The following is a 24,874-nucleotide window of genomic DNA, read 5'->3' as shown; positions in this document are numbered from 1 at the left end:
GCAATTTTTTAAATACGTAATAAAACACGTGCATTACGTTCTGTTATATGTTGCAACGTATAAAAATCTTCATTTCTGTATAAAGAAATTTTTTTTACTAAATTATATAGTAAAGAAGGTTCGTTACGTCCTTTGTATTTTGTATATATATTAGGATATTTATCTTTAAATAATAAATATGGAGAATCAGATCCAGTAACAAGCTTATTTTGCGGTATTAAAAGAATATCATCATACGATGCTAAACGATATTTTTTATTAAAAAATGTTTCTGAGATACCAATAGCTAGATTTATGTCTAAACATTTTTCTAATTCATATTGATTTCCTGAAAAACAGTGTATAATTGACATAGGTATTCTACCTATCCATTTTTGGAGTATAGTAGTAAAATCACTAAACGCATTACGACAATGTAATAATACAGGTAAATTATATTGTTCAGCTAATTCTAATTGTGCATGAAAAACATATAATTGTTCTTTTATAGAAGAATAGTTTCTATAATAATCTAAGCCGCATTCTCCTAACATAATTATTTTAATAGTATTATGTTCTATTAAAGAAGATATTTTTTTAGATGAATTTTTGGTCCATAAATTAGCATAATGAGGATGTATACCAACTGATGACCAACAAAATGTATATTCCATAGCAATACGACATGCTAATTTACTATCTTGAATAGTACTTCCAATAATTAACATACCGTTAATATTATTTTGTATCGCTCGATTAATTATTAGTTCTCTATCTTTACTAAATCGTACATGAGTTAAATTAACACTAATATCAAACATATATTTTGATCCAAAAATTTATTTATTAATAAAATTTGTATTAATTTTTTTAGTCACTTCAATACCTAAATCTTTAAAACTTTCAGCTTGTGTAACAATATTACTTCTTCCTTGTAATAATTTTTTCATAATAATACTATAATTATGTTGTAATTTATTTAAATTTTTTTCAAAAGTTAATATATCATCTATAAATAATTTAATTTTATTATATAATTTTGTTGCTTTATTAGCTAATAAAATAGCATTTTCATTTTTTTTATCTACAGTCCATAAATTATAAATAGTTTTTAATGCAATCATTAATGTTGTTGGACAAGTAATCATAATATTATATTTAAGTGCTTCATATAACATTGAAGGTGTATGATTAATAGCTAATAAAAATGCAGATTCTATTGGAATGAACATTATAATATAATCTAATGCTGTAACATTATATAAATCATGATAATTTTTATTATATAATAAACGTAGATGGTTCTTAATAGATAAAATATATTTATTTAAAGCTTGTTTACGTATAATTTTATCATCACTATTATAATATTCTTCATAAGAAACCAATGTTACTTTAGCATCAATAATAATATTATTATTATTAGGTAATTTAATAATTACATCTGGTTGTAAAGTTTTTTCATGTTCTATTATATATATTTTTTTTTGCAGTTCATACTCATGTCCTTGTCTTAAACCAGATTCTTCTAATATTTTTATTAAAATAAATTCACCCCAATTACCTTGTAATTTATTATTACCTTTTAAAGCTTGAGTCAAATTATTAGCTTCTTGTGAAATGTGCATATTTAATTTTTTTAATTTTTTTAATTCATATATAAAAATATTACGTTCTATAGATTCTTTATGTATATTTTCTTCAATAATTTTTTGAAATGTTTCGATCTGTTTTTTAAAAGGATATAAATTATTAATCATATCATTATTATTTTGTTCGTCAATTTTATTAGTTAATTTTTGAAACTGTTCGTATAATTTATTATAATTATCTGTAATAAATTTTTCTTTTTGATGAAAATAAATTTTGTTATCATAAAATTTATTCGTGACAACTTTAATTTCAGATTTTAACTCCGCTATTTTATTTGTTTGTTGTAAAATAATATTTTTAAAATTTATATTATCTTGTTGACAAGATTTTAGATATTCTAATTTTTCTGTATTTTGAATACATATTATTTCAACTTTTTTAAATTTTCTTTTTAAAAATATATTTTTTTCTTTGTATTTTATTATTTTATTTTTTATAACATTATATTTATGTTCTTTGGATATATATGTATTTATTATCTTTTTTTTTTGACATAATTTATGCATAAAATTAATATATTGTTTTTGATAAAGAAATTTAAAAATTATTAGTGTGAATATTTCTATTAACAAAAAGATATATTTATAATTTATTAATATCATGTTAAATATAAACCTTGTTTAATTAATATTTCAGTTGACATTTAGTAATAAATATGGGTTAATTATCATATAATGAATATTAGGCTTGTAGCTCAGATGGTTAGAGCACACCCCTGATAAGGGTGAGGTCGGTGGTTCGAATCCACTCAAGCCTATTAAATAGATTTTATGGGGCTATAGCTCAGTTGGTAGAGCATCTGTTTTGCACACAGAGGGTCAGCGGTTCAAATCCGCTTAGCTCCACAAAATTTTTACAATATTATTTTTTAAATAAAAAATCTGTCATCTTTTGTTCTAAGAATTCAATATGTTTAATATTATTCATATTTAAATTATGTTCATTAATTAGTTTAGTTTGTTGTATCAACCATTTATCCCATGCTTTACGTGATATTTGATGAAATATTTTTTCTCCTAATTTACCAGGATATACAACATGTTCTAATCCAATTAATAACATGTTATAATGGTGACAAAAAATTTTTCTCATTATATAATATTCTCTTTATTTATATTGATAAATATTAATATACTATATTAATAGTGTTTTTGTTTATATAAATGGAAAAAGATTATGTTTTATATTAAAAGTTTTGTAAAACGATCTCGTAAGATAAGTCACCATATAAAAATATTTTATCAAAAATATTTTTATATCTTTCAAATTAAATATATAAAAAAAAAAATAAATTTATCATATATATTTAATAATACAAAACCAATAATTTTAGATATTGGTTTTGGTTCAGGTGAATTACTCATTAATTTATGTAAATATAATCAACAATATAATTTTATTGGTATTGAAGTTTATTTACGAGGTATTATTCAATGTTTACAACAAGTTATTTATCATAATATTAATAATATTAAATTTATATATCATGATGCTTTTTATGTTTTAAAATATATGTTAGCTAATGAATCTATTAGTATAATACAAATATATTTTCCTGATCCTTGGAATAAACAAAAACATAATAAACGTAGATTAATTAATCAATATTATCTTAATATTATTTTTAATCTTATTAAAAATAATGGACTACTATATATAGTAACAGATTCGTATACATATTATTTAAAAATAAGATTATGCATACAAAATATTCATTATTATAATTATGTGGTAAACCCATCGACAGAATATCAACATATGTATAAAATCAATAAACAAAAATTTTTATTTATAACAAAATTTTGGAAAAAAGCTAAGACAAACAATTGTAAAATATATTTTTTAGAATATAAAAAATATATTTTAATTAAATAAAAATTTCTAAAAAATCATTTAGAAATAAATACCCTTTTTTTGTTATTATAAAATATTTATTATTTTGTTTTAAATATCCATATAATATAGCTTGTGTAATAAATGGCAGAACAAAAGACATAGTTAATTTAGTATTGATTATCAGTTCTGTTTTTTTTATTTTTTTAAACAAACGTGCTCTATTTAAAAAAAAGTTAAATAATTTATCTTTTTTAGAAAAATAGTTTATATAAGAAACATAATTACCTAATATATATTGTTGAAAATTTTTAGTTTTCATAATATGTATAGTTTGAAAGTTTATATCTGTAATTTTGCTATGTGCAGAACAACCTAATCCTAAATAATCTTTATTATACCAATAATTTAAATTATGCTGACATTTATCTTTTTTACTTTTAGAAAATGAAGAAATTTCATAATGTATATATTTATGTTTATTAAAAATTTTATGACCTGATATAAACATATCCCATAATAATTCTTCATGTGGTAACTGATAATATTTATACTGACTATTTTTAACACTTAATTGATACCACGAAATATGGTTTGGGTTTAAAGATAATGCCTGTTGTAAATCACTTGACATTTCTTCTAAAGTTTGTCCTGGCAAACCATACATTAAATCTATATTAATATTATTTATATGTTTTGTAGTTAAAATATTTATGGTATTATAAATATCTGTAACAGTATGTATTCTTCCTAAGATATGTAAATATTTTTTATTAAAACTCTGGGCCCCAATAGAAATACGATTAATTTGATTACTATATTGTATCATATTATAATTATTTTTATGTGTTGGATTGATTTCCATAGATACTTCTATATTTGGTGGAATATATATTAATTTTTTTATTTCATGCAAAAAATACTGTATAAATTCTGTTTTTATTAAATTTGGTGTTCCTCCCCCAAAAAAAATACTTGTAACATATATATGTTGTTTTAAAAAAAACAAAGTATTTTTTAGATCTAAAATCATATGATCTATATATTTTTTTTGTATTGTTTCATATGTATTTTTATTAGTAATATTTATGGAATAAAAATCACAATACCAACATTTTTTAATACACCAAGGGATATGTATGTATAAACTACAATTAATATATTTATTCATATACATAAAATGTAAATTTTATATTATAAACCATAATTGTGGGAAAAGATCCATAGCCACAAAATTCATACAATATAACATTAAACTAATAATAAATGGAGTAATATCTACATTACCAATAGGTAATATAATTTTTTGTATTGGTTGTATTATTTGATTTGTTAAAACAATTAATATATAATCAAAGTCATTAGATTTTCTATTAAACCAACTAAATACAGAACGTATAGTTATTAACCAAAATATTAAATATCCTAAGGATTTACATAATACAAGGAAACCAATAAAAATTAATGTAATAAAATTATGAAATGGTATATTTTTAGTATTTAATAACATTAAAATAGGATATTTAATATTAATTAATACAACTAAAATTATTATTGACGATAATTCTATATTTTTTATATTAGGGAAAAAAGTTTTAATAGGTTGGACTATTGGTTTAGATAACATATTAATAAATGTCGCAAAAGTATTATATGTATTTTGTATCGTATAAAAAATCCATATTCTTAATATTAACATTAAAATTAAGATATCAATTACATTACGAAATAAAAATATTACAACTGACATATTTATAAACCTCATATTTTATGATAAAAATTACTATATAAATAATAACTATTATGATATAGAAAATGTTTATGTATTTATTTTAATACTAAATTCTACATCAATAAGATTATCTAGTATTAAACCAACTTTGTAAAATAATAGAAGCTGATATAGCATCAATATCATATTTATATAATTTTTTCCATCCTCCATCAGCAAAAATCATATTTTTAGCTTCTACAGTACTTAATCGTTCATCATATAATTCTACATGAATCTTAAATTTACTGTTTAAATTATATGCAAATTTTTTAGTTAATATTGTAGTATATTGTGTACTACCATCCATATTTAACGGTAAGCCAACAATCATTTTTTTAGGTTGCCAAGTATTTATTAACTGACCTAATATTAACCAATTAATTTTTCCATTTTGTTTTTTATTTTTAATTACTTTTAAAGCATGAGCAATTTTTATTATTGTTTGCCCTACAGCAACACCTATGTTTTTGGTGCCGTAATCAAATGCTATTATAGTCATAATATATTTTTATATTAGATATGTTTTTTGTAATAAATTATATGTTAAGATATCTTTTTATATTTAACAAATAAAAGATTAATTATTTTATAGTTAATAAGTTCTAAAATATTTATTAATATAATTTTAACCAATAAATAATATTAAATATATTTATTTGTTGCTTTATTTGTGTTTTATCAACCATAATGTTAAAATCGTCGTTAATTTATTAATACAAAATAGTAATACTGGTCCTCTTAAAATACTGAAATTTTTAGAGGTCATTTTAATTTTATAATATGAGGCTCTGGTCTAATGCAGAACCAAAGAATCCGTATTCGTTTAAAAGCTTTTGATCATCGTTTAATAGATCAATCTACAGCAGAAATTGTAGAAACTGCTAAACGTACAGGTGCACAAGTACGTGGTCCTATTCCTTTGCCGACCAAAAAGGAAAAATTCACAATTTTAATCTCTCCACATGTTAATAAAGATGCAAGAGATCAATATGAAATTAGAACACATAAACGTTTAGTAGATATTGTGGAACCTACAGATAAAACTGTAGATGCATTAATGCGTTTAGATTTAGCTGCTGGTGTTGATGTACAAATTAGTTTGGGTTAATTATTACCCATAGAATAAAATATATTTTTTAAAATGGTGGTCATATATCATGATAAGTTTAATCGGTAAAAAAAAAGGGATGACACGAATTTTTACTGAAGATGGTTTATCTATTCCAATAACAGTTATACAATTTGAAAATATTTATGTAATACAAATTAAAACTATAACTAATGATGGATATAATGCCATTCAGATGACAACAGGAATAAAAAAAAATAATCGTGTAAATAAAGCTGAAACTGGACATTTTGCTCAAGCAAAAACTAATGTTGGATCTATTTTATGGGAAACTAGTTTAAATAATATACAATCTTATCATATAGGCCAAAAAATTAGTATTTCAGTTTTTCAAGAAATTTATAAAGTTGATGTCACAAGTTTATCTAAAGGTAAAGGATTTTCTGGTACTGTTAAAAGATGGAATTTTAGTATGCAAGATGCTAGTCATGGTAATTCTCTATCACATAGAGTACCTGGATCAATTGGACAAAATCAAACTCCAGGTAAAGTTTTTAAAGGTAAAAAAATGTCTGGACAATTAGGCAATAAAAAAGTTACTGTCCAAAATTTAAAAGTTATTAAATTAGATATTAAAAAAAATATTATTTTAATAAAAGGTTCTACACCAGGTTTTACAGGTACTAATGTTCTAGTTAAACCAGCAATCAAACATTATCCTATATAATTATCAAATACAATATTTTACAGGATATATATTATGGAAATAATAACAAGAGATACTAAAGAAAAAATAATTATTTCTGATAATATTTTTAATAAAACTTATAATTCATCTTTAATACATCAAGTTATTAAATATTATCAAAATATAGGACGTCAAGGAACAAAAGCACAAAAAAGTAGAGGTGAAGTTAAAGGATCTGGCAAAAAACCATGGAAGCAAAAAGGTACTGGTAAAGCGAGAGCAGGAACTGTCAAAAGTCCACTTTGGCGTTCTGGAGGTGTAACTTTTGCTACAAAAAATAAAATTTATAAACCAAAAATAAATAAAAAGATGTATCGTAATGCATTAAAAATAATTTTTTCAGAATTACATAGAACTAATAGATTAATTTTATTACAAGATTTTGTAATTACACAACCCAAAACTAAAGTTTTAATAACTAAATTAAAAATATTAGATATAAAACAAGCATTTATTATTACTACTTTAATAGATAGAAATTTGTTTTTAGCATCACGAAATCTGTATTATATACAAGTCTCGAATTCTATTAATATTAATCCAGTTTATTTGATTACAAAACAACATACTTTAATTACTATAAATGCTATTCAACATTTAGAAGAACAATTACAATCATGATGATGCATAATTATTTTACAATTTTACAAGCACCACATATATCCGAAAAAGTATCTTACAATTCAAAAAAAAAAAATATTGTAATAATAAAAATTTTAAAAAAAGCTTCCAAAAAAGATATACAAATATCTATTGAAAAAATTTTTAATGTAAAAGTTAAAAGTATTAATACTCTTATCATTAAAGGAAAATTTAAAAAAAATAAAAAAAATAATTATTTTTATCCTACCTGGAAAAAAGCATATATAACTTTACAAAAAAATTACAATATCGATTTTAATATTAATATTCATTAGTATGGGCAGTGTATAATATGATAATTAAAAAATATAAACCTACGTCTCCTGGACGTCGTCATATGGTTAAAATCAGAAATTCATTTTTATATAAAGGTGCACCATATAAATTAAAAACAGAAAAAAAAAGTAAAACTGGTGGACGTAATAATAATGGACGTATTACCACTAGACATATTGGTGGTGGACATAAACAAGTTTATAGAATTATAGATTTTAAACGTAATAAAGATAATATTCCTGGTACAATAGAACGTATTGAATACGATCCAAATCGTACGTCTCATATTGCTTTAATTATATACGCAGATGGTGAAAGACGTTATATTTTATTACCAAAAAATTGCAAAACTGGTGATATGATACAATCTGGGGAAAATGTAGATATTAAATACGGTAATACGTTACCAATAAAAAATATTCCTATTGGTACTATATTACATAATGTTGAAATAAAACCTGGTAAAGGCGGCCAAATTGCACGTTCTGCTGGTTCTTATGTACAACTAATAGCACGGGAAGATTCTTATGTTAGTATAAGATTACGTTCAGGAGAAATTAGAAAAATTCAATCAGCATGTAGAGGTACTATAGGTGAAGTTAGTAATAATAAACATATGTTAAGATCATTTGGTAAAGCAGGAGCTAAACGTTGGATTGGTATTAGGCCAACAGTCAGAGGTACTGCAATGAATCCTATTGATCATCCACATGGCGGTGGTGAAGGTAAAAATTTTGGTAAACATCCAGTAACCCCATGGGGAATACAAACAAAAGGTAAAAAAACACGGAAAAATAAAAAAACAGAAAAATATATTATCAAACATCGTCATAAATAAATTTATTTAATCATGTAATTTAAAAAGGTTAATTGATATGCCACGTTCTTTAAAAAAAGGTCCGTTTATCGATCGACATTTATTAAAAAAAATTGAACATAATATTAATACGGGTACTAAAAAAATAATACGTACTTGGTCAAGACGTTCTACAATATTACCTAATATGATTGGTTTAACTATTTCTGTACATAATGGTAGACAACATTTACCAATATTTATTACTGATGAAATGGTAGGACATAAATTAGGTGAATTTGCACCTACTAGAACATATCGTGGTCATATTGCAGATAAAAAAATTAAAAAAATTGTAAAATAAAATAATCATTGATATATAAAGAGGATAAATGGAAATTATTGCAAAACATAAATATGCACGTTCTTCAGCACAAAAATTAAGATTAATTGCTAATATAATTCGCGGTATGAATATGTCTAATGCATTAGATGTTCTCAATTTTTCTCCAAAAAAAGCATCTTTATTAATAAAAAAGGTATTAAATTCTGCAATATCTAATGCTGAACATAATTATGGTATTAATATTGACCATTTAATAATATCTAAAATTTTTATAGATATAGGTACTAATATGAAACGTATTATGCCAAGAGCTAAAGGACGTTCAGATCGTATATTAAAATATACTAGTCATATTACTATTATTTTATCTAATAATATCAAATAAGGAAACATATTTATGGGACAAAAAACACATCCTAATGGTCTTAGATTAGGTATTATTAAAACATGGAATTCTACTTGGTTTGCAAGCACAAAAAATTTTGCAAATTATTTATATAATGATTATAAAGTACGACAATTTTTATATAAAAAATTAATGAAAGCTTCGATTACACGTATTTTAATTGAAAGACCATCAAAAAGTATTAAAGTAACTATTTATACTGCTCGTCCCGGTATTGTTATTGGTAAAAAAGGTGAAGATGTAGAAAAGCTTAGAAAAGAAATTTTTAAAATTACTCAAGTACCAACACAAATTAATATTACAGAAATTAGAAAACCAGAATTAGAAGCTAAATTAGTAGCTGATATTATAGCAGTACAATTAGAAAAAAGAATTATGTTTAGAAGAGCTATGAAAAGAGCAATACAAAATACTATGAGATTAGGTGCACAGGGTATTAAAATAGAAATTAGTGGACGTTTAGGAGGAGTAGAAATTGCACGTACTGAATGGCATAGAGAAGGAAGAGTTCCTCTACATACGTTAAGAGCTGATATAGATTATAGTTTTTCAGAAGCTAACACAACTTTTGGTATTATAGGTGTTAAGGTATGGATTTTTAAAGGAGAAATTTTAAATAAAGTTGTACATGATACAAATATAGTACCTAAATTAAAAAATAATTCTTATAAATTTTATCGTAAAATACGGAAATAATTGAGGTTTTGATATTATGTTACAACCAAAACGTACAAAATTTAGAAAAATGCAAAAAGGACGTAATCGTGGTACTATTACCATGCATATCGCATTTGGTTTATATGCATTAAAAGCAATTAGTAGAGGACGTATAACTTCTAAACAAATAGAATCAGCCAGGAGGGCAATTAGTAGAGCTATTAAACGTCAAGGAAAAATTTGGATACGTGTTTTTCCTGATAAACCTATTACTAAAAAACCATTAGAAGTTCGTATGGGTAAGGGGAAAGGTAATGTAGAATATTGGGTATCTTTAATACAACCTGGAAGAATATTATACGAAATTGATGGCGTAACTGAAGAAATAGCACGCAATGCATTTCGTTTAGGTACTGCTAAATTACCAGTAAAAACAATATTTTTAAACAAAAATTAGTGTTTATCATAATATGAATACAAAAGAAATATTAGAACATAATATACCAGAATTACAAAAAGAATTATTAGCTTTATTTAAAGAACAATTTAATTTAAAAATACAATTACAATCAGGACAATTAAAACAAACACATTTATTAAAAAAAGTAAGAAGAAATATTGCTCGCATTAAAACAATTTTATTACAAAAAAATATTAAATAAGGTTTAATATATGATAAAAAATATTCGAACTTTAAAAGGTACAGTAGTAAGTAATAAAATGAATAAAACTATTGTTGTTAAAATTAGTAAATTAATTAAACATCCTATTTATGGTAAATTTATTAATCGTACAACAAAATTACATGTTCATGATGAAACCAATTCTTGTAATATTGGTGATATTGTATCTATAAAAGAATGTCGACCATTATCTAAAACTAAATCATGGATATTAGACAATATTATTCATTCTATCACAGTATAAATATTGGAATAAACTTTAATAAAATTATAATAACATTATTTTTGATATATAAATATTACATGGGAAATTATATATTATGATACAAACAAATACCATACTAAATGTAGCTGATAATTCTGGTGCACGTAGTGTAATGTGTATAAAAATTCTAGGAGGTTCTAAACGTCGTTATGCTAATATCGGTGATATTATTAAAATAACTATTAAGGAAGCCATTCCTAGAGGTAAAGTAAAAAAAGGAGATGTTTTAAAAGCTGTTATTGTCCGTACTAAAAAAGGTATTAGCCGTTTTGATGGTTCTTATATACGTTTCGATCATAATTCTTGTGTATTACTAAATGATAGTAATGAACAATTAATTGGTACGCGAGTATTTGGACCTATTACTAGAGAACTAAGAACAGATAAATTTATGAAAATAATTTCTTTAGCACCAGAAGTTATTTAAATTATAGAGAAAAATTTATGGCAAATAAATTACATATTAATGACATGGTTGTTGTTATCACAGGTAAAGATAAAGGTAAAACAGGACATATTAAATCTTTCAAAAAAACACAATATGTTCTTATAGAAGGTATTAATTTTGTTAAAAAACATAATAAACCAAATCCAAAAATTTCTTATCCTGGTGGTATTGTCCAACAAGAAGCTTATATACATATTTCTAATATTGCTATATTTAATAACCAAACTGGTAAATCTGATCGTATTGGTTTTAAAATACAGAAAAATAAAAAAATACGTTTTTTAAAATCAAATCATGTCAATATTGATGATAAATAGGAAAAAATATGTATGTCACAAATATATCATAAATATAAAAAAAAAATAATACCAAAATTAATGTCTTATTTTAAATATCATTCTATTATGCAAGTACCATGTATTAAAAAAATAGTGCTTAATATAGGTATAGGCAAAGTAATTAGTAATAAAAAATTATTAGATAATGCAATACAAAATTTAACAATTATTAGCGGTCAAAAAGCCATTAAAACACAATCAAGAAAATCAATCGCTGGTTTTAAAATTCGTAAAGGTGATTATATTGGATGTAAAGTAACATTGAGAAAAATAAACATGTGGTATTTTTTTGAACGTTTATTATGGATAGCAATACCACGTATTAGAGATTTTCGTGGTTTTTCTCCTAGATCTTTTGATGGTTTTGGTAATTATAATATAGGAATAAAGGAACATATTATTTTCCCAGAAATTAATTTTGATAAGATAGATCATATATGTGGTTTAAATATTACAATTAATACTAGTTGTCAAACTAATAAAGAAGGATATGAATTATTATCTGCGTTTAATTTTCCATTTAAGGATATGAAAAATTATGGCTAAAGAATCTATTAAAGCTCGTGAAAAAAAACGTATCAAATTAGGTAATAAATTTTTTTTAAAAAGAAAAAAATTAAAAAAAATTATTTCTAATGTAAATACTACAGAAAAAAAACGTTGGGATGCTATTTTTAAATTACAATCCTTGCCACGAGATTCTAGTATTACACGTCAAAGAAATAGATGTCAATTAACAGGAAGACCACATGCTTATTTAAGAAAATTTGGATTAAGTCGAATGAAATTACGAGAAGCTGCAATGAAGGGTGATATCCCAGGATTAAAAAAATCTAGCTGGTAAGTATAAATTTTATAAATTAGAGGCTATATTAATATGAGTATACAAGATCCTATTGCTGATATGTTAACACGTATTCGCAATGGTCAATTATCTAAAAAATCTGAAGTAATCATGCAATATTCAAAATATAAACAAGCTATTGCGCAAATTTTACAAAATGAAGGTTATATTAAAAATTTTTTTATCATAAAAAAAAAACATATACAACTTGGCATTATTTTAAAATATTTTAACGGTACAGGAGTTATTGAAACTATTAATTATGTTAGTAAACCAGGATTAAGAATATATAAAAAAAAGAATAAATTACCTAGAGTAATGACTGGTTTAGGTATTACTATTATTTCTACATCAAAAGGTGTCATCACAGATTATACAGCTCGCAAATATGGTGTTGGCGGCGAAATTATTTGTTACGTTGCTTAATCATTATTATAAGGGAAAATATATAAAGATGTCTAGAATAGCTAAAAAACCTATTATCATTAATAATAATATAGAAGTAACTATTCATAAGCAAACAGTAACAATAATAGGTAATAAAAGTTTTTTAAAAAAAACATTTCATATATCTGTCCAAATTATTTTAAAAAATCAAACAATATTATTTCTTCCTAGACATAAATACGTTAATGCATGGGCACATGCTGGTACTGCAAGATCTATTGTAAATTCAATGATTATTGGAGTAACACAAGGTTTTATGAAAAAATTAATTTTATCTGGTATAGGATATAAAGCTACATTAAAAGACAATACTATACATTTATTATTAGGTTTTTCACATCCAATATTATATAAATTACCTAATAGTGTAGTTGGAAAATGTGTTAATCAAAATGAGATTATATTACATAGTTTTGATAAACAACTTTTAGGACAAGTAGCATCAGATATTAGAGCACATAAACCACCAGAACCATATAAAGGTAAAGGAATACGTTATGATAATGAAAAATTAATAATAAAAGAAACTAAAAAAAAATAGGATAAATATAATATATATGATTATTAAAAAAAATCTTGCTCGTATGAAACGAGCAAAAAAATTAAGAAAAAAATTAGCAAATAATAAAAATGTACGTTTAGTTATACATCGTACTTCACGTCATATCTATGCACAAATTTTTAATTCACAAAATATAGTATTAGTAACTTCTTCTACAGTAGAAAAAAATAATAAAATTACATTATCCTATACTGGTAATATTAAAGCTGCAGGTTTAATAGGGCAACAAATAGCAAAAAGAGCTATAAAAAAAGGTATTATTAAGATATCATTTGATCGTTCTGGTTTTAAATATCATGGACGTATTCAAGCTTTAGCAGAAGCAGCACGTAGTTCAGGTTTGCAATTTTAAATTTAATTTTTAATAAAAAAAGGAGTTATGGATGATACATTATCATTCTAAAGATAATAGTTTTGAATATAAAGAAAAATTAATTAATGTTAATAGAGTATCTAAAACAGTAAAAGGGGGTAGAATTTTTTCTTTTACTGCTTTAACTGTAATAGGTAATGGTAAAGGTCGTGTAGGTTTTGGATATGGTAAAGCACGTGAAGTTCCTAATGCTATCCAAAAAGCTATGGAATATGCTAAAAAGAACATGATTAATGTTTGTTTAAATCAACAAACTATACAATATCCAATGAAAGGACATCATACCGGAACATATGTGTTTATGCAACCAGCATCAGAAGGTACTGGTATTATTGCAGGTGGCGCCATGAGATCTTTATTAGAAGTAGCAGGAATTTATAATATTCTTGCTAAAACTTATGGTTCCACTAATCCAATTAATGTTGTTAAAGCTACTATGAAATGTTTATCTACAATGAAAGACATTAATATGATTGCTGCAAAAAGAAATAAAACTATTAAAGAAATAGAGAGAAATATTAGTAATGTTAAAAAATATTTATATTACACAAACTAAAAGTGCTATAGGTAGATTACCTAAACATAAACGTATTTTAGTTAGTTTAGGTTTAAAATATATTGGACATACCGTTACAAAAAAAAATACACCTATTATTTTAGGTATGATACGTAAAATTTCTTATATGTTAAAAGTGAGTAATTAAGATGTATGTAAATACTTTTCATATTAATCCAGACATAAAAAAACATAAAAAAAGATTAGGACGTGGTATTGGTTCTGGAACAGGTAAAACATGTGGTAAAGGACATAAAGGACAAAAAGCACGTGCAGGTCATAAAATTAATAGATCTTTTGAAGGCGGTCAAACTCCTTTACATAGAAGATTACCTAAATTTGGCTTTATATCAAAACGCAAAAAATACTGCAAAGAAATTAATTTAAATGATTTATCGAAAATAGATACAAAAGATGTTACTTTACAAGTATTACGATATTGTAAAATAATTAATAAAAAAATAAAACATGTTAAAATTATAAATACTGGCATACTTAATAATAGTAAAAATATTTTCAATCTTTCTTGTACTAATAGTGTTAAAAATATACTTATAAAGTTAGGTGGTAAAATTAAGGAATAAATAAATACATGATTAAACCATTTAAACAATCTATACTACAAAATACTAAACAAAATTTTCATGAATTAAAAGAAAGATTATTATTTCTATTAGGTGCATTAATAATTTTTCGTATAGGATCTTTTATCCCTATACCAGGGATTAATATTGATATATTAAATCATATTTTTTTCCAACAAAATAATACTATACTAAATTTATTTAATATATTTTCTGGTGGTGCATTAAGTAGATCATCTATTTTTGTATTAGGTGTTATGCCATATATTTCTGCTTCCATTATTTTACAAATATTAACATCAATACATCCTAAATTAATAAAAATAAAAAAAGATGGAGCGTTAGGCAGAAAAAAAATTAATAAATATATAAAATATACAACATTATTATTAGCTATTATACAAGCAATAGGTATTTCTACTGGTTTGCCACATATACCAGGAATGGAAAATCTAGTATTACACCCTGGCATTAGATTTATATGTGTATCTGTATTAACATTAGTAACTGGTACAATGTTTTTAACATGGCTAGGCAACCAAATAACTCATCGTGGTATTGGTAATGGTATTTCTATTATGATTGTTATGGGTATTATTTCTAGTATACCAATACATATAAAAATAATGTTAGCACACATTAAACATGGAAACTTAAATTTTTATTTAATATCGTTTATGTGTATAATAATATTATTATTAATATACATTATTGTTTTTATAGAACAAGGCCAAAGAAAAATTATTGTACATTATGCAAAACAACATTACAATAAATATATGTATAGTATGTCTAATATTACCCATTTACCACTAAAAATTAATATGGCTGGGGTAATGCCTGCTATTTTTTCTGCAAGTATTCTTTTATTTGCTTCTACTATTTTTTTCTGGTTAGGACATTTTCCATATTTATATTGTTTTTATAAAATTGCTATATCTTTACAACCAGGGAAACCATTATATATTTTATTATATATATGTACGGTATTGTTTTTTTGTTTTTTTTATACTTTAATTATTTTTAATCCTAAAGAAATTGCAGATAATTTAAAAAAAACCGGGGCATATATACCAGGTATTAGACCAGGAATACAAACATCAAAATATATTTTTACCATTATGTCTAGATTAAATTTTTCTGGTAGTTTATATATTAGTTTTATATGTTTAGTACCTACTATTATACATAATTTAACCCATATTACACTATATTTTGGCGGTACTTCATTACTAATAATAGTAGTAGTAATGATAGAATTAATTATTCAAGTACAAACCATTATGATATCTAAACAATATGACTCTATTATGAAAAAAATTAATTTTAAAAGATAATATTTATGTTATTTAAATAGGATTATATGATGAAAGTACGTACTTCAGTGAAAAAATTATGTCGAAATTGTAAAATTATTCGTAGGAATAGAATTGTTTATGTGGTTTGTAATGTAGATCCTAAACATAAACAACGACAAGGATAATAATAAAAATATATTTAGATTATCAAATTTTTTATTTTAAATTATATAAAGGCATATCACAATGGTTAGAATAGCAGGAACTAATATACCAGATAATAAAAGAACTATTATTGCCATTAAATATATTTATGGTATAGGTAAGTCTTATTCATTAAAAATTTGTAAAAATATTAATATTTCTTTAAACACTAAAATAAACCAATTAACAGAAAAACAAATAGAGCTTCTAAGGATAGAAGTATCTAAATTTGTTATAGAAGGAGATTTAAGACGCAAGACAAGTTTAAATATTAAAAGATTAGTAGATTTAGGATGTTATAGAGGTTTAAGACATCGTAAAGGTTTACCTGTAAGAGGGCAACGTACTAAAACTAATGCACATACTAGTAAAAAAAATAGTAAATATATGAAAAAATAATATATGTTTTGTGAGAAAAAATATGGCTAAGATAAAAACAGAAAAACAAAATAAAAAAAATACTAGAAAAAATATTATAGATGGTATTGCACATATTCATGCTTCTTTTAATAATACTATTATTAGTATCACAGATAGACAAGGAAATATATTAGGATGTGCGACAGCTGGAGGTTCTGGTTTCAGAGGTTCACGTAAATCTACACCATTTGCTGCACAAGTAGCAACAGAAAAATGTATAGAAAATATTAGGAATTATGGTATTAAAAATTTGGAAGTTATGATCAAAGGACCTGGTCCAGGTAGAGAATCTACTATACGTGCATTAAATAATGCAGGTTTTCATATTACTAATATAACAGATGTGACACCAATACCACATAATGGTTGTCGTCCTCCCAAAAAAAGAAGAGTATAAATATACTATTTAAATAAAGGAGAATTAATATGGCAAAATATTTAGGGCCAAAATTAAAATTAAGCAGACGTGAGGGAACAGATTTATTTTTAAAATCTAATGTACGTGATATTAATACAAAATGTAAATTAGAACAAATTCCTGGACAACATGGTTTTAAAAAACCAAGATTATCGGATTATGGTATACAATTACGCGAAAAACAAAAATTACGTAGAATATATGGTGTATTAGAAAAACAATTTCGTAATTATTATATAAAAGCTTTACGCTCAAAAGGTAATACTGGTTATAATTTATTATGTTTATTAGAAAGAAGACTAGATAATATTGTATATAGAATGGGTTTTAGTACGACAAGAGCTGAAGCACGACAATTAATTAATCATAAATGTATACAAATTAATGATCATGTTGTTAACATTCCTTCTTATCAAGTTACTCCTACAGACAAAATAGCTGTTGTAGAAAAATCTAAAAAACAATTACGTATTAATGCAGCTTTAGAATTATCTCAACAAATTGAAAATTGTGTTTGGATTACAACTGATAAGAAAAAAATGGAAGGTGTATTTACAAGATTGCCAGAAAGATTAGAATTATCATCAGATATTAATGAACATTTAATTGTTGAATTATATTCAAAATAATTTTTGATAATATTATATATAGAGAATACATACATGCAATATAATTCTATTACAGAATTTTTAAAACCACGTTTAGTAGATATTAAATACATTACTACTAAGATAGTACGAGTAACATTATCACCTTTAGAACGTGGTTTTGGACATACATTAGGTAATGCATTAAGAAGAATATTATTATCTTCTATGCCTGGATATGCAGTTACAGAAGTTGAAATTGAAGGTATATTACATGAATTCAGTGCAAAAGAAGGCATACAGGAAGATATTATTGAAGTATTATTAAATTTAAAAAATTTAGCTATTAAAACACACAATAATAAAAAAGAAATGATATTACATATTGATAAATATGGTATTGGTGTAGTAAAAAATGCTGATATTATACATAATAATGATATAGAAATTATTAATCCTGATAATATTATTTGTAATATAACAGACAAAAACACTACAATTAAAATAAAATTAAAAATAGAATTAGGTCGAGGATATGTATCTGCACAAACTAGAATGCAAAATAAAGAATCTAGTAGTAATAGACCTATAGGAGTCTTATTAGTAGATGCATCTTTTAGTCCGATAGAACGTGTTATTTATTATATTGAATCTGCACGGGTACAACAAAGAACTGATTTAGATAAATTAATTATAGAATTAGAAACTAATGGGACTATAGATCCAGAAGAAGCTATTAGAAAAGCAGCAACCATTCTTTCTGAACAATTACAAACATTCGTTAACTTGAGTGATATTAAACAAGAAGAAATAAAAGAAGAAAAACCAGCTTTTGATCCTATTTTACTACATTCAGTAGATGACTTAGAATTAACTGTTAGATCAGCAAATTGTTTAAAAGCAGAAGAAATACAATTAATTGGTGATTTAGTACAACGGACAGAAGTAGAATTGTTAAAAACACCAAATCTAGGTAAAAAATCTTTGACAGAAATAAAAGATATATTAGCAACTAAAGGATTAACATTAGGAATGAGATTAAAAAATTGGCCTTCTAAAAACAATATAGATAAAAAATAAAATGTATTATAAATGATATTATACACGATAATCTTCGATATATATAATTATGTTAATGATGAAAGTGGAGGTTTTAATTTTTATGCGTCATAGAAAAACAGGTCGTTATTTAAATATGAATGGTAGTCAACGTAGATCATTATTTATTAATTTAGTCAATGCTTTAATTGATAAAGAAATTATTAAAACAACTTTAGTTAGAGCAAAAGAATTAAGACGTGTAATTGAACCTTTAATTACTAAAGCAAAAAGAAATACTATTGCTAATAAAAGATTTATCCGTACTAAAATTAATAATAAAGTTAATCTTATCAAATTATTTGCTGTCTTATCAGTAAGATTTCATAATAGAATGGGGGGTTATACACGAATTATTAAATGTGGTTTTAGAGCTGGTGATCATGCTCCTCTAGCTTATATAGAGCTTATGGATAGGGAAAAATAAAATAAAGTATGTTTTTTTACAGATTATTTAATCTACTACCTATATGAAAAATATGTTTATTTTTAATAAAATTTATAAAAGTAATCATATCCATTTTTTTCTTATTACTTGGTTGTATTATTTTAACATTTAGAACGCCATCGGATGTATTAATTTGCATTCCATATTTATTGATGGATAAAATACATCCATAAGGATGCATTATTTTATTAGTATATAAAATAACTTCTGATATTAATATTTTATATCTTTCATCATAAGCTATAAAATAAGCTCCAGGATAAGGATTAAAAGCACGGATCATACTATTTATTTTATAAGCTGACCATAACCACTTAATCTCACATTCTTTTTTGTTTATTTTAGCAGCATAAGTAGTTTTAATATAGGTTTTTTTTTGTATTATCAAAGATATTTTTTCTCTATTTTTAATCTTATTTAAAATAAAGATTAATCCATTAATACCATAAGTAGATAATTTTTTATATAAAAAACCATAATTGTCATTAGAATGAATACGATATATATATTGATATATAATATCACCATGATCTAGTAATGCATCCATTTTAATAATAGTAATACCTGTATAATTATCGTTAGCTAATAATGCTCTTTGTATTGGTGCCGCGCCTCGCCAACGTGGTAATAAGGATGCATGTACATTCATGCAAAACATACGAGGTATATCAAGTATATCCTGTGAAATAATTATACCATAATCCACAACAATGATAATATCACACCTGTATTGTTTGATACTATTAATAAATAGTAAACTATTTGGTTCTAAAGTTTGTAAAATATCAATACCATTTTCTAATGCTATCGTTGTTACTGGATTATTAATTACACGATTTCTTTTTTTAGTACAAATATTAGGTTTAGTAATAACACAAGAAATATTATATTTAATTAATAATTTTTGTAAGTGTATAGATGCAAATAAAGAAGTCCCCATAAAGATAATATTCATTTTATATTTTTTTTGTTTGTTTTTTATACATTTTATCATAAATACGTTTATATTTTAAATTAGATAAATAATCAATAAATAAAATGCCATTTAAATGATCTATTTCATGTTGTATACATGATGATAATATGTGTTGTGCTTTTATAATCATAGTTTTATGTGTTAATGTTGTAAATTTCATTTGTATGGTTTTATATCTTAAAATATTATGTCGTTCTTGGGGTATTGATAAACAACCTTCTAAGCTATTCATTTGTTCATTACTATGTGATATGATAGTTGGATTAATACAAACTAATGGATTATTTTGTGATGATGTTATATCTATTACTATAATCCGTTTATGTATGCCAATTTGAGTAGCTGCTAATCCTATACCACCAAATTCATACATAAGATCTAACATTTTAATACTTAAATATTTAGTATCAATATTAATATCCTGTATGTATTGTGCTATCAGTCTTAATTTATTATCAGGAAAATATAATAACTTCATTTATATGATCATTTATATTATATATATTAGGTATATTTTATTATACATCGTTTATATTATTTATATAATATAATTATATAAATAATATATAGTAAATTTTTAATCTTAATGTTATTACAAATGAATATTTATACATAAATATATTTAGTAAATAAAATTTGTTATGATAAATATAAATTTGATAATAAAATGTAATCATATATATTTATAAATAATATTTATATTTTTATTTATATTAATAATATATGCTTTTTAGCAGTAGAAAAATTATTTAAATATTATTTAATAATATTAAACATTTTGTATATTAAGGTTAAAATATATGAAACAATTAGCTGTATTTGGTAATCCAATTCATCATAGTAAATCACCTATAATACATGAATTATTTGCACAACAATTAAAAATTAAACAAAATTATCAAAAAATTTATGTTCCTCTAAACAATTTTAATAATGTTATTTTGAATTTTTTTAAAAATGGCGGTTATGGTGCTAATATTACAGTACCATTTAAACAACATGCTTATCATATATGTGATATTTTAACAAAAAGAGCACAAAAATGTGGTGTAGTTAATACATTAAAAATGCTATCATCAAAAATTTTAGGTGATAATACTGATGGTATTGGTTTATATACTGACTTAATTAATCAAGGTTTTTTACAACCTAAGAGTAATAGCAATATTCTTATATTAGGTGCTGGAGGAGCTGTAAAAGGTATTTTAGACTTATTAATACAAAATAACCATTTTATTACAATAGTTAATAGAAATTATCTAAATGCCTGTAATCTTGTAAAAAATTTTCATAATATAAAACAGTTATCTTGTATAAAACAAGAAGATTTACAAAATGTATATTTGAATAATAAAAAATATGATTTAGTTATTAATGCATCATCTACTAGTATGAAAAATAAACTTTTTCCTTTACCGGAAAATATTATTCATCCTGATATTTTTTGTTATGATCTTTTTTACAGTACAAAATTAACAACATTTTTACAATGGTGTAATATTCATGGTGCAAGAAATATATCTGATGGCATCGGTATGTTAATTGAACAAGCAGCATATTCTTTTTATTTATGGCATGGTATTATGCCAATAACAACAGATATTATAAAAACATTTAAACAAATATATATTAATAATGGATAAAATTATGACTTACAAATTACCTATTTTAAATTATAATTATGATGCTTTAGAACCATTTTTTGATTATCAAACTATGAAAATACACCATACTAAACATCATCAAAATTATATTAATAATACTAATATATTATTAAAAAATAATAATATCACACATATTCCAATTAAAGAATTATTATCTTCAATACATACTTATCATTTAAATACACAACAACAAACATTGTTATATAATAATGCTGGTGGACATGCTAATCATAATTTTTTTTGGAAGATCTTAAAAAAGAACACTAAAATGAATGATATTATAACTAAAGCATTAATAAATAATTTTGGCAGTATTAATTTTTTTCAAAAAATATTTGAACAACAAGCATTAAACGTATTTGGTTCGGGATGGATATGGTTAATTAAACAAAATAATACATTACAAATTACAACTACTATGAATCAAAATAATCCTTGGATACATATTAAAAATAATATTTTAGGTGAACCTATATTAGCATTAGATCTTTGGGAACATGCATATTATTTAAAATATCAAAATAATCGTAATTTATATATTCAATCTTTTTGGCATGTAATTAATTGGGATAAAGTAACAGAACTTTTTCTTAAGAATAATTCATAACATGCTATGATATACTTTATTGTGACATTGATAAAGTATATCATTATACGTCAAAAAAATATTTTTTAGAATTTTTATTTTATAGAGAAAACATCATGCATGAGTATGCACTTGAAATTAAAAATTTAAATAAAATGTATTTAAATCAATATCAAGCTTTAAAAACATTTAATCTTAATATTATGAAAGGTGATTTCTATGCTTTATTAGGCCCAAATGGTGCTGGGAAAACAACATTAATAGGGATTATAAGTTCTTTAATAGATAAAACTTCTGGCACAGTGAAAATTTTTGGTTATGATATTATTAATGATATGTTTCAAGCTAAAAAAAAAATTGGTTTAGTACCGCAAGAATTTAATTTTAATCCTTTTGAAACTGTTATACAAATTTTAACGAATCAAGCAGGCTACTATGGCGTTACTAAAAAAATTGCATATACTAAAATATGCAAATATTTAAAAATGCTAAATTTATGGGAAAAAAGAAATACAAAAGCACAAAAATTATCTGGTGGTATGAAACGTTGTTTAATGATTATTAGGGCACTAATACATAATCCTTCTTTGTTAATTTTAGATGAACCTACTGCAGGTATTGATATTGAATTAAGACATTATTTATGGGATTTTTTTAAACAAATTAATAAAATTGGCATAACGATTATTTTAACTACACATTATTTAGAAGAAGCAGAACTATTATGTCGTAATATAGGTATTATTAATCATGGTGTTTTAATAGAAAATTGTTCAATTAAAGATTTGTTTAAAAAATTAAAATTTGAAATATTTATTATTTCTTATAGTAGTAATACATTACAACAACCTAATATTATTGGTTATAAACATAAATTTATTAATACTTCTTCAGTAGAAATTATAGTGATCAAAGAACAAGGGTTAAATAATGTATTTCAACAATTTATAAAACAAAATATTAATATCATTAGTATCCAAAATAAATATAGTAGGTTAGAAGCATTTTTTATAAATTCGACTCAATAATTTATTTTATAAAAGGGTTAAATATGATTTATACTAATTTAGTAGCACTAAAAACAATATGGATTAAAGAAATTAACCGTTTTCGTCGTATCTGGATACAAACACTGGTGCCACCTATTATTACAATATCATTATATTTTATAGTATTTGGTAATTTAATGAGTAAACATATAAAACAATTTAGTAGTTTTAGTTATATTCAATTTATTGTACCAGGACTAATTATAATGAGTATTATTAATAATGCATATGCTAATGTTTCTGCTTCATTTTTTAGTGCAAAATTTCAACATAATATAGAAGAATTACTTATAGCACCAGTATCTACCCATGTTATTATTTTAGGATATATTGGAGGTGGTATTGTCCGTAGTATAACCATTTGTATCATTTTAATGTGTATTTCTATGTTGTTTATTACATTAAAAATATATTCATGGATTTTATTTATTATAATTCTTTTATTAACAGCGATGTTATTCGCTTTATTAGGTTTATTAAATGCAATATTAGCTAAAAATTTTGATGATATTAATTTTATACCAACATTTATTTTAACACCTTTAACTTATTTAGGTGGAGTATTTTATTCCAATGATTTTTTGCCTGTATTCTGGCAAAAAATATCAAGTATAAACCCAATTTTTTATATTGTTTCTGGATTTAGATATAGTTTTTTAGGAATTAATGTGAAATCTATGTGGATGACAATAAGTATGTTAATACATTTTATTATATTAATATATCTTATGTGTTATAAATTAATAAATAAAAGAAAAAATTTGAAAATATAAAAAATATTTTTGTTTTTTATATTAAAATATATAGATAATTTTTTAAAGATGATTGTTATTTATTTAATAGTATA

The 24,874-nt window shown here is 23.4% G+C and carries 41 protein-coding genes and 2 tRNA genes; 35 read left to right on the top strand and 8 right to left on the bottom strand.

Translation table 11 applies throughout. From position 1 onward, the window contains the following. Nucleotides 1-8 precede the first annotated feature (8 nt). Both GJT86_RS01450 and rmuC read right to left on the bottom strand, forming a co-directional pair. Complete coding sequence (locus tag GJT86_RS01450; protein ID WP_168920514.1) at nucleotides 9-800, bottom strand: TatD family hydrolase; 792 nt, start codon at nucleotides 798-800, stop codon at nucleotides 9-11. Nucleotides 801-818: 18 nt separating this feature from the next. Next, nucleotides 819-2,234: a DNA recombination protein RmuC gene (rmuC, locus tag GJT86_RS01445; protein ID WP_168920513.1), complete on the bottom strand. Its 1,416-nt coding sequence runs from the start codon at nucleotides 2,232-2,234 to the stop codon at nucleotides 819-821. An 81-nt stretch (nucleotides 2,235-2,315) separates the two neighbouring features. On the opposite strand from rmuC, the gene GJT86_RS01440 reads away from it, so the two are divergent. After that, a tRNA-Ile gene (locus GJT86_RS01440) sits at nucleotides 2,316-2,389 on the top strand. 15 nt (nucleotides 2,390-2,404) lie between these two features. Further along, a tRNA-Ala gene (locus GJT86_RS01435) sits at nucleotides 2,405-2,477 on the top strand. Nucleotides 2,478-2,493: 16 nt separating this feature from the next. Here GJT86_RS01435 and GJT86_RS01430 read toward each other — a convergent pair. Further along, nucleotides 2,494-2,724 carry an oxidative damage protection protein gene (locus tag GJT86_RS01430; RefSeq protein ID WP_168920512.1) on the bottom strand — a complete coding sequence of 77 codons (231 nt, stop codon included), beginning with the start codon at nucleotides 2,722-2,724 and terminating at the stop codon, nucleotides 2,494-2,496. Between the two features lie 84 nt (nucleotides 2,725-2,808). Between GJT86_RS01430 and trmB the strand changes: the two genes are divergently transcribed. Further along, the gene (gene trmB / locus GJT86_RS01425; RefSeq protein WP_168920511.1) at nucleotides 2,809-3,507 is read left to right on the top strand and encodes a tRNA (guanosine(46)-N7)-methyltransferase TrmB; all 699 of its coding nucleotides are present in this window, start codon (nucleotides 2,809-2,811) and stop codon (nucleotides 3,505-3,507) included. Here the strand turns inward: trmB and hemW are convergent. The 3 genes from hemW to ruvX all read right to left on the bottom strand — a co-directional run bounded on the left by hemW (nucleotide 3,500) and on the right by ruvX (nucleotide 5,738). After that, nucleotides 3,500-4,636 carry a radical SAM family heme chaperone HemW gene (gene hemW, locus GJT86_RS01420; RefSeq protein WP_211080485.1) on the bottom strand — a complete coding sequence of 379 codons (1,137 nt, stop codon included), beginning with the start codon at nucleotides 4,634-4,636 and terminating at the stop codon, nucleotides 3,500-3,502. The genes trmB and hemW overlap by 8 nt on opposite strands. A gap of 18 nt (nucleotides 4,637-4,654) precedes the next feature. After that, a complete protein-coding gene (locus tag GJT86_RS01415) occupies nucleotides 4,655-5,215 on the bottom strand; it encodes a YggT family protein (RefSeq protein WP_168920509.1) in 561 nt (186 codons plus the stop codon). Nucleotides 5,216-5,324: 109 nt separating this feature from the next. Further along, complete coding sequence (ruvX, locus tag GJT86_RS01410; protein ID WP_168920508.1) at nucleotides 5,325-5,738, bottom strand: Holliday junction resolvase RuvX; 414 nt, start codon at nucleotides 5,736-5,738, stop codon at nucleotides 5,325-5,327. Nucleotides 5,739-6,035: 297 nt separating this feature from the next. Between ruvX and rpsJ the strand changes: the two genes are divergently transcribed. The 28 genes from rpsJ to rplQ all read left to right on the top strand — a co-directional run bounded on the left by rpsJ (nucleotide 6,036) and on the right by rplQ (nucleotide 19,731). Then, nucleotides 6,036-6,347: a 30S ribosomal protein S10 gene (rpsJ, locus tag GJT86_RS01405; protein WP_168920507.1), complete on the top strand. Its 312-nt coding sequence runs from the start codon at nucleotides 6,036-6,038 to the stop codon at nucleotides 6,345-6,347. A 49-nt stretch (nucleotides 6,348-6,396) separates the two neighbouring features. Further along, entirely contained in the window at nucleotides 6,397-7,035 is a 639-nt protein-coding gene (gene rplC / locus GJT86_RS01400) for a 50S ribosomal protein L3 (protein ID WP_168920506.1), read from the top strand. A gap of 33 nt (nucleotides 7,036-7,068) precedes the next feature. Next, nucleotides 7,069-7,677 (top strand): 50S ribosomal protein L4, encoded by a 609-nt coding sequence (gene rplD, locus GJT86_RS01395; RefSeq protein ID WP_168920505.1) that lies wholly within the window; start codon nucleotides 7,069-7,071, stop codon nucleotides 7,675-7,677. After that, nucleotides 7,674-7,973 (top strand): 50S ribosomal protein L23, encoded by a 300-nt coding sequence (locus GJT86_RS01390; protein WP_168920504.1) that lies wholly within the window; start codon nucleotides 7,674-7,676, stop codon nucleotides 7,971-7,973. The genes rplD and GJT86_RS01390 overlap by 4 nt, the downstream gene beginning before the upstream one ends. Nucleotides 7,974-7,990: 17 nt before the next feature. Next, entirely contained in the window at nucleotides 7,991-8,812 is an 822-nt protein-coding gene (gene rplB, locus GJT86_RS01385) for a 50S ribosomal protein L2 (RefSeq protein ID WP_168920503.1), read from the top strand. Nucleotides 8,813-8,849: 37 nt separating this feature from the next. Continuing rightward, nucleotides 8,850-9,134 carry a 30S ribosomal protein S19 gene (gene rpsS / locus GJT86_RS01380; protein WP_168920502.1) on the top strand — a complete coding sequence of 95 codons (285 nt, stop codon included), beginning with the start codon at nucleotides 8,850-8,852 and terminating at the stop codon, nucleotides 9,132-9,134. Nucleotides 9,135-9,162: 28 nt separating this feature from the next. After that, nucleotides 9,163-9,501: a 50S ribosomal protein L22 gene (gene rplV / locus GJT86_RS01375; RefSeq protein ID WP_168920501.1), complete on the top strand. Its 339-nt coding sequence runs from the start codon at nucleotides 9,163-9,165 to the stop codon at nucleotides 9,499-9,501. 12 nt (nucleotides 9,502-9,513) lie between these two features. Next, nucleotides 9,514-10,218, top strand: coding sequence for a 30S ribosomal protein S3 (rpsC, locus tag GJT86_RS01370; protein ID WP_168920500.1), 705 nt, complete (start codon nucleotides 9,514-9,516; stop codon nucleotides 10,216-10,218). Nucleotides 10,219-10,234: 16 nt separating this feature from the next. Continuing rightward, complete coding sequence (rplP, locus tag GJT86_RS01365) at nucleotides 10,235-10,636, top strand: 50S ribosomal protein L16 (protein WP_168920499.1); 402 nt, start codon at nucleotides 10,235-10,237, stop codon at nucleotides 10,634-10,636. 13 nt (nucleotides 10,637-10,649) lie between these two features. Then, a complete protein-coding gene (rpmC, locus tag GJT86_RS01360; protein WP_168920498.1) occupies nucleotides 10,650-10,841 on the top strand; it encodes a 50S ribosomal protein L29 in 192 nt (63 codons plus the stop codon). A 10-nt stretch (nucleotides 10,842-10,851) separates the two neighbouring features. Beyond that, nucleotides 10,852-11,106: a 30S ribosomal protein S17 gene (gene rpsQ, locus GJT86_RS01355; RefSeq protein ID WP_168920497.1), complete on the top strand. Its 255-nt coding sequence runs from the start codon at nucleotides 10,852-10,854 to the stop codon at nucleotides 11,104-11,106. Between the two features lie 76 nt (nucleotides 11,107-11,182). Further along, on the top strand, nucleotides 11,183-11,554 hold the full coding sequence (gene rplN / locus GJT86_RS01350) for a 50S ribosomal protein L14 (protein ID WP_168895628.1): 372 nt from the start codon (nucleotides 11,183-11,185) through the stop codon (nucleotides 11,552-11,554). Between the two features lie 17 nt (nucleotides 11,555-11,571). Beyond that, complete coding sequence (gene rplX / locus GJT86_RS01345) at nucleotides 11,572-11,892, top strand: 50S ribosomal protein L24 (protein WP_168920496.1); 321 nt, start codon at nucleotides 11,572-11,574, stop codon at nucleotides 11,890-11,892. Nucleotides 11,893-11,904: 12 nt separating this feature from the next. Next, nucleotides 11,905-12,459 (top strand): 50S ribosomal protein L5, encoded by a 555-nt coding sequence (gene rplE, locus GJT86_RS01340; protein ID WP_168920495.1) that lies wholly within the window; start codon nucleotides 11,905-11,907, stop codon nucleotides 12,457-12,459. Beyond that, nucleotides 12,452-12,757, top strand: coding sequence for a 30S ribosomal protein S14 (gene rpsN, locus GJT86_RS01335; protein WP_168920494.1), 306 nt, complete (start codon nucleotides 12,452-12,454; stop codon nucleotides 12,755-12,757). The genes rplE and rpsN overlap by 8 nt, the downstream gene beginning before the upstream one ends. Nucleotides 12,758-12,790: 33 nt before the next feature. Then, a complete protein-coding gene (gene rpsH / locus GJT86_RS01330; protein ID WP_168920493.1) occupies nucleotides 12,791-13,183 on the top strand; it encodes a 30S ribosomal protein S8 in 393 nt (130 codons plus the stop codon). A 28-nt stretch (nucleotides 13,184-13,211) separates the two neighbouring features. Next, nucleotides 13,212-13,745, top strand: coding sequence for a 50S ribosomal protein L6 (gene rplF, locus GJT86_RS01325; RefSeq protein WP_168920492.1), 534 nt, complete (start codon nucleotides 13,212-13,214; stop codon nucleotides 13,743-13,745). Between the two features lie 22 nt (nucleotides 13,746-13,767). Beyond that, the gene (rplR, locus tag GJT86_RS01320) at nucleotides 13,768-14,118 is read left to right on the top strand and encodes a 50S ribosomal protein L18 (RefSeq protein ID WP_168920660.1); all 351 of its coding nucleotides are present in this window, start codon (nucleotides 13,768-13,770) and stop codon (nucleotides 14,116-14,118) included. Nucleotides 14,119-14,149: 31 nt separating this feature from the next. After that, nucleotides 14,150-14,695, top strand: a complete 546-nt coding sequence (rpsE, locus tag GJT86_RS01315) for a 30S ribosomal protein S5 (RefSeq protein WP_168920491.1) — start codon at nucleotides 14,150-14,152, stop codon at nucleotides 14,693-14,695. Next, a complete protein-coding gene (gene rpmD, locus GJT86_RS01310) occupies nucleotides 14,664-14,843 on the top strand; it encodes a 50S ribosomal protein L30 (protein ID WP_168895621.1) in 180 nt (59 codons plus the stop codon). Before rpsE ends, rpmD begins: the two co-directional genes overlap by 32 nt. Nucleotide 14,844: 1 nt before the next feature. Then, nucleotides 14,845-15,279, top strand: a complete 435-nt coding sequence (gene rplO / locus GJT86_RS01305) for a 50S ribosomal protein L15 (RefSeq protein WP_168920490.1) — start codon at nucleotides 14,845-14,847, stop codon at nucleotides 15,277-15,279. An 8-nt stretch (nucleotides 15,280-15,287) separates the two neighbouring features. Further along, a complete protein-coding gene (secY, locus tag GJT86_RS01300) occupies nucleotides 15,288-16,616 on the top strand; it encodes a preprotein translocase subunit SecY (RefSeq protein WP_168920489.1) in 1,329 nt (442 codons plus the stop codon). Nucleotides 16,617-16,645: 29 nt separating this feature from the next. After that, nucleotides 16,646-16,762 (top strand): 50S ribosomal protein L36, encoded by a 117-nt coding sequence (gene rpmJ / locus GJT86_RS01295; protein WP_168920659.1) that lies wholly within the window; start codon nucleotides 16,646-16,648, stop codon nucleotides 16,760-16,762. A 61-nt stretch (nucleotides 16,763-16,823) separates the two neighbouring features. Next, the gene (gene rpsM, locus GJT86_RS01290) at nucleotides 16,824-17,180 is read left to right on the top strand and encodes a 30S ribosomal protein S13 (protein WP_168920488.1); all 357 of its coding nucleotides are present in this window, start codon (nucleotides 16,824-16,826) and stop codon (nucleotides 17,178-17,180) included. 22 nt (nucleotides 17,181-17,202) lie between these two features. Continuing rightward, the gene (gene rpsK / locus GJT86_RS01285; RefSeq protein WP_168920487.1) at nucleotides 17,203-17,598 is read left to right on the top strand and encodes a 30S ribosomal protein S11; all 396 of its coding nucleotides are present in this window, start codon (nucleotides 17,203-17,205) and stop codon (nucleotides 17,596-17,598) included. A 29-nt stretch (nucleotides 17,599-17,627) separates the two neighbouring features. Then, a complete protein-coding gene (rpsD, locus tag GJT86_RS01280; RefSeq protein WP_168920486.1) occupies nucleotides 17,628-18,248 on the top strand; it encodes a 30S ribosomal protein S4 in 621 nt (206 codons plus the stop codon). Between the two features lie 33 nt (nucleotides 18,249-18,281). Further along, the gene (locus GJT86_RS01275) at nucleotides 18,282-19,286 is read left to right on the top strand and encodes a DNA-directed RNA polymerase subunit alpha (RefSeq protein ID WP_168920485.1); all 1,005 of its coding nucleotides are present in this window, start codon (nucleotides 18,282-18,284) and stop codon (nucleotides 19,284-19,286) included. A gap of 82 nt (nucleotides 19,287-19,368) precedes the next feature. After that, nucleotides 19,369-19,731: a 50S ribosomal protein L17 gene (gene rplQ / locus GJT86_RS01270; protein WP_168920484.1), complete on the top strand. Its 363-nt coding sequence runs from the start codon at nucleotides 19,369-19,371 to the stop codon at nucleotides 19,729-19,731. A gap of 16 nt (nucleotides 19,732-19,747) precedes the next feature. Here the strand turns inward: rplQ and fmt are convergent, their stop codons facing one another. Both fmt and def read right to left on the bottom strand, forming a co-directional pair. Next, entirely contained in the window at nucleotides 19,748-20,746 is a 999-nt protein-coding gene (fmt, locus tag GJT86_RS01265) for a methionyl-tRNA formyltransferase (protein ID WP_168920483.1), read from the bottom strand. After that, complete coding sequence (gene def / locus GJT86_RS01260) at nucleotides 20,709-21,206, bottom strand: peptide deformylase (protein ID WP_168920482.1); 498 nt, start codon at nucleotides 21,204-21,206, stop codon at nucleotides 20,709-20,711. Before def ends, fmt begins: the two co-directional genes overlap by 38 nt. Before the next feature lie 322 nt (nucleotides 21,207-21,528). Between def and aroE the strand changes: the two genes are divergently transcribed. The 4 genes from aroE (at nucleotide 21,529) to GJT86_RS01240 (ending at nucleotide 24,800) form a co-directional block, all read left to right on the top strand. Beyond that, nucleotides 21,529-22,371 carry a shikimate dehydrogenase gene (aroE, locus tag GJT86_RS01255; RefSeq protein WP_168920481.1) on the top strand — a complete coding sequence of 281 codons (843 nt, stop codon included), beginning with the start codon at nucleotides 21,529-21,531 and terminating at the stop codon, nucleotides 22,369-22,371. A gap of 4 nt (nucleotides 22,372-22,375) precedes the next feature. Then, the gene (locus GJT86_RS01250) at nucleotides 22,376-22,999 is read left to right on the top strand and encodes a Fe-Mn family superoxide dismutase (RefSeq protein WP_168920480.1); all 624 of its coding nucleotides are present in this window, start codon (nucleotides 22,376-22,378) and stop codon (nucleotides 22,997-22,999) included. A 95-nt stretch (nucleotides 23,000-23,094) separates the two neighbouring features. After that, entirely contained in the window at nucleotides 23,095-24,006 is a 912-nt protein-coding gene (locus GJT86_RS01245; RefSeq protein ID WP_168920479.1) for an ABC transporter ATP-binding protein, read from the top strand. Nucleotides 24,007-24,029: 23 nt separating this feature from the next. Further along, nucleotides 24,030-24,800, top strand: coding sequence for an ABC transporter permease (locus GJT86_RS01240; RefSeq protein ID WP_168920478.1), 771 nt, complete (start codon nucleotides 24,030-24,032; stop codon nucleotides 24,798-24,800). Nucleotides 24,801-24,874: the final 74 nt, after the last annotated feature.

This window comes from Enterobacteriaceae endosymbiont of Macroplea appendiculata, assembly GCF_012571605.1.
In the GTDB taxonomy this organism is placed as follows: domain Bacteria; phylum Pseudomonadota; class Gammaproteobacteria; order Enterobacterales; family Enterobacteriaceae.
This window is presented reverse-complemented; position numbering and strand designations above follow the sequence as displayed.

What these genes read in the sequence shown, in the direction of transcription:
- GJT86_RS01450 (WP_168920514.1), bottom strand. Translation starts at nt 800, where the DNA reads ATGTTTGATATTAGTGTTAATTTAACTCATGTACGATTTAGTAAAGAT.
- rmuC (WP_168920513.1), bottom strand. Translation starts at nt 2,234, where the DNA reads ATGATATTAATAAATTATAAATATATCTTTTTGTTAATAGAAATATTC.
- GJT86_RS01430 (WP_168920512.1), bottom strand. Translation starts at nt 2,724, where the DNA reads ATGAGAAAAATTTTTTGTCACCATTATAACATGTTATTAATTGGATTA.
- trmB (WP_168920511.1), top strand. Translation starts at nt 2,809, where the DNA reads ATGTTTTATATTAAAAGTTTTGTAAAACGATCTCGTAAGATAAGTCAC.
- hemW (WP_211080485.1), bottom strand. Translation starts at nt 4,636, where the DNA reads ATGAATAAATATATTAATTGTAGTTTATACATACATATCCCTTGGTGT.
- GJT86_RS01415 (WP_168920509.1), bottom strand. Translation starts at nt 5,215, where the DNA reads ATGTCAGTTGTAATATTTTTATTTCGTAATGTAATTGATATCTTAATT.
- ruvX (WP_168920508.1), bottom strand. Translation starts at nt 5,738, where the DNA reads ATGACTATAATAGCATTTGATTACGGCACCAAAAACATAGGTGTTGCT.
- rpsJ (WP_168920507.1), top strand. Translation starts at nt 6,036, where the DNA reads ATGCAGAACCAAAGAATCCGTATTCGTTTAAAAGCTTTTGATCATCGT.
- rplC (WP_168920506.1), top strand. Translation starts at nt 6,397, where the DNA reads ATGATAAGTTTAATCGGTAAAAAAAAAGGGATGACACGAATTTTTACT.
- rplD (WP_168920505.1), top strand. Translation starts at nt 7,069, where the DNA reads ATGGAAATAATAACAAGAGATACTAAAGAAAAAATAATTATTTCTGAT.
- GJT86_RS01390 (WP_168920504.1), top strand. Translation starts at nt 7,674, where the DNA reads ATGATGATGCATAATTATTTTACAATTTTACAAGCACCACATATATCC.
- rplB (WP_168920503.1), top strand. Translation starts at nt 7,991, where the DNA reads ATGATAATTAAAAAATATAAACCTACGTCTCCTGGACGTCGTCATATG.
- rpsS (WP_168920502.1), top strand. Translation starts at nt 8,850, where the DNA reads ATGCCACGTTCTTTAAAAAAAGGTCCGTTTATCGATCGACATTTATTA.
- rplV (WP_168920501.1), top strand. Translation starts at nt 9,163, where the DNA reads ATGGAAATTATTGCAAAACATAAATATGCACGTTCTTCAGCACAAAAA.
- rpsC (WP_168920500.1), top strand. Translation starts at nt 9,514, where the DNA reads ATGGGACAAAAAACACATCCTAATGGTCTTAGATTAGGTATTATTAAA.
- rplP (WP_168920499.1), top strand. Translation starts at nt 10,235, where the DNA reads ATGTTACAACCAAAACGTACAAAATTTAGAAAAATGCAAAAAGGACGT.
- rpmC (WP_168920498.1), top strand. Translation starts at nt 10,650, where the DNA reads ATGAATACAAAAGAAATATTAGAACATAATATACCAGAATTACAAAAA.
- rpsQ (WP_168920497.1), top strand. Translation starts at nt 10,852, where the DNA reads ATGATAAAAAATATTCGAACTTTAAAAGGTACAGTAGTAAGTAATAAA.
- rplN (WP_168895628.1), top strand. Translation starts at nt 11,183, where the DNA reads ATGATACAAACAAATACCATACTAAATGTAGCTGATAATTCTGGTGCA.
- rplX (WP_168920496.1), top strand. Translation starts at nt 11,572, where the DNA reads ATGGCAAATAAATTACATATTAATGACATGGTTGTTGTTATCACAGGT.
- rplE (WP_168920495.1), top strand. Translation starts at nt 11,905, where the DNA reads ATGTCACAAATATATCATAAATATAAAAAAAAAATAATACCAAAATTA.
- rpsN (WP_168920494.1), top strand. Translation starts at nt 12,452, where the DNA reads ATGGCTAAAGAATCTATTAAAGCTCGTGAAAAAAAACGTATCAAATTA.
- rpsH (WP_168920493.1), top strand. Translation starts at nt 12,791, where the DNA reads ATGAGTATACAAGATCCTATTGCTGATATGTTAACACGTATTCGCAAT.
- rplF (WP_168920492.1), top strand. Translation starts at nt 13,212, where the DNA reads ATGTCTAGAATAGCTAAAAAACCTATTATCATTAATAATAATATAGAA.
- rpsE (WP_168920491.1), top strand. Translation starts at nt 14,150, where the DNA reads ATGATACATTATCATTCTAAAGATAATAGTTTTGAATATAAAGAAAAA.
- rpmD (WP_168895621.1), top strand. Translation starts at nt 14,664, where the DNA reads ATGTTAAAAAATATTTATATTACACAAACTAAAAGTGCTATAGGTAGA.
- rplO (WP_168920490.1), top strand. Translation starts at nt 14,845, where the DNA reads ATGTATGTAAATACTTTTCATATTAATCCAGACATAAAAAAACATAAA.
- secY (WP_168920489.1), top strand. Translation starts at nt 15,288, where the DNA reads ATGATTAAACCATTTAAACAATCTATACTACAAAATACTAAACAAAAT.
- rpmJ (WP_168920659.1), top strand. Translation starts at nt 16,646, where the DNA reads ATGAAAGTACGTACTTCAGTGAAAAAATTATGTCGAAATTGTAAAATT.
- rpsM (WP_168920488.1), top strand. Translation starts at nt 16,824, where the DNA reads ATGGTTAGAATAGCAGGAACTAATATACCAGATAATAAAAGAACTATT.
- rpsK (WP_168920487.1), top strand. Translation starts at nt 17,203, where the DNA reads ATGGCTAAGATAAAAACAGAAAAACAAAATAAAAAAAATACTAGAAAA.
- rpsD (WP_168920486.1), top strand. Translation starts at nt 17,628, where the DNA reads ATGGCAAAATATTTAGGGCCAAAATTAAAATTAAGCAGACGTGAGGGA.
- GJT86_RS01275 (WP_168920485.1), top strand. Translation starts at nt 18,282, where the DNA reads ATGCAATATAATTCTATTACAGAATTTTTAAAACCACGTTTAGTAGAT.
- rplQ (WP_168920484.1), top strand. Translation starts at nt 19,369, where the DNA reads ATGCGTCATAGAAAAACAGGTCGTTATTTAAATATGAATGGTAGTCAA.
- fmt (WP_168920483.1), bottom strand. Translation starts at nt 20,746, where the DNA reads ATGATAAAATGTATAAAAAACAAACAAAAAAAATATAAAATGAATATT.
- def (WP_168920482.1), bottom strand. Translation starts at nt 21,206, where the DNA reads ATGAAGTTATTATATTTTCCTGATAATAAATTAAGACTGATAGCACAA.
- aroE (WP_168920481.1), top strand. Translation starts at nt 21,529, where the DNA reads ATGAAACAATTAGCTGTATTTGGTAATCCAATTCATCATAGTAAATCA.
- GJT86_RS01250 (WP_168920480.1), top strand. Translation starts at nt 22,376, where the DNA reads ATGACTTACAAATTACCTATTTTAAATTATAATTATGATGCTTTAGAA.
- GJT86_RS01245 (WP_168920479.1), top strand. Translation starts at nt 23,095, where the DNA reads ATGCATGAGTATGCACTTGAAATTAAAAATTTAAATAAAATGTATTTA.
- GJT86_RS01240 (WP_168920478.1), top strand. Translation starts at nt 24,030, where the DNA reads ATGATTTATACTAATTTAGTAGCACTAAAAACAATATGGATTAAAGAA.